At 62.3% G+C, this 533-nt stretch carries 1 rRNA gene; it reads right to left on the bottom strand.

Going from position 1 to position 533, the window contains the following annotated elements:
• Positions 1-457: 457 nt before the first annotated feature.
• A 16S ribosomal RNA gene (locus tag PFX91_RS23080) occupies positions 458-533 on the bottom strand; the annotation flags it as partial.

Genomic DNA, 533 nt, shown 5'->3' with positions numbered 1-533 from the left:
TCCACCGTATGCCACTTTCACTTGGCCACTACAGATAACAAGATGCTCGCGCACACTATTCACAAATCAAAACACCAACCGCACACCCCACCACCACCCGACCCACCACACCCCCCTGCCCCAAAGGCAGGAGACCATGGCCGGAACGAGAGTTCGCGAAGGCGGTCCGCGGGAAACCACCACCCCCCACCCCACCCGGCGCCCCACCCCACCCCTCACCCAAAGAGCGAGGAACAGAGCAGAACACCCCGGGGGTCGAGGAGGTTGCTTCCTCAGACACCCAACAGCGCGCCCCCCAGGCGCTTCCAGCACACCCAGGGGCCAGGTCCGATGACACAATCTCCAAACCACCCCCCACCCCACCACCCCGCTCAGAAGCAGGAAGGATACGGGTGCGGGTCCACTTTCGAGTCCGACCGGTCACTAGACAAGAACCGGCCTGCAAAAGACTCCTTAGAAAGGAGGTGATCCAGCCGCACCTTCCGGTACGGCTACCTTGTTACGACTTCGTCCCAATCGCCAGCCCCACCTTC

It is taken from the genome of Nocardiopsis sp. ATB16-24 (genome assembly GCF_030271535.1).
Taxonomy (GTDB): Bacteria; Actinomycetota; Actinomycetes; order Streptosporangiales; family Streptosporangiaceae; genus Nocardiopsis.
This window is presented reverse-complemented; position numbering and strand designations above follow the sequence as displayed.